The following is a 688-nucleotide window of genomic DNA, read 5'->3' as shown; positions in this document are numbered from 1 at the left end:
AAATGGGCGACTGAATGGATTGACCCTTCCTTTCTTTCTTAATTAATTACTAAAACGGTTCTGATCTCAAAGACGAGAAAAGAACCGTTTTTTATTTTCCAGGTGAAAAAAAGATATCTCAGCCGATATATAGTACATCCACACATTACGTTTTTAAAGGAGACCACTATATGCGACTGACGATTTCCCGCAAATTCAGCCTGGTATTTTTGACACTGATCCTGATCAATTTACTTGTAGGCGGAATAGGCGTTCTTAATATGCAGCATATCATTCAAAAAACAGATGAAATCAACACAAAATGGATTGACGGCATCAAAGGAATCACTTCAATTAATTATGTAACCGAGCACCTGTCTTCTAAAGAAAAGGACTTTCTGATTTATACAGACAAAAGTAAAATGGATACACTTGATCAAGAAATGAATCAAATCATGGAAGACATTAACCAAAAGCTCGATAACTACGAAAAAACGATCTCCACTGATAAAGAGCAGAAACTGTTCGAGCAGCTTCAAACTGAAGTGAATACCTATATGGATATTCATGCGCAAATTATCGAAAGCGGCCGCACGAATGACATGGACAAAGCAAGAGGTTTATTGGTTCAGACTGAGGCCAGCTTTGAGGATATGAAAAAAACAATCACTCAGCTTGTTGACTTAAATCAAGAAGGCAGCAACACAGC

Annotated in this window: 1 protein-coding gene; it reads left to right on the top strand. The window is 37.4% G+C overall.

From position 1 onward, the window contains the following. Window positions 1–170: 170 nt before the first annotated feature. Window positions 171–688, top strand: a 518-nt coding sequence (locus ACWHAR_RS27550) for an MCP four helix bundle domain-containing protein (RefSeq protein ID WP_452088495.1), incomplete at its 3' end; no start/stop codon positions are given.

The organism is Bacillus sp. LR--39 (genome assembly GCF_053613335.1).
Note: the sequence above shows the minus strand (reverse complement) of the source record. Positions and strands in the feature narration are given on the sequence as shown.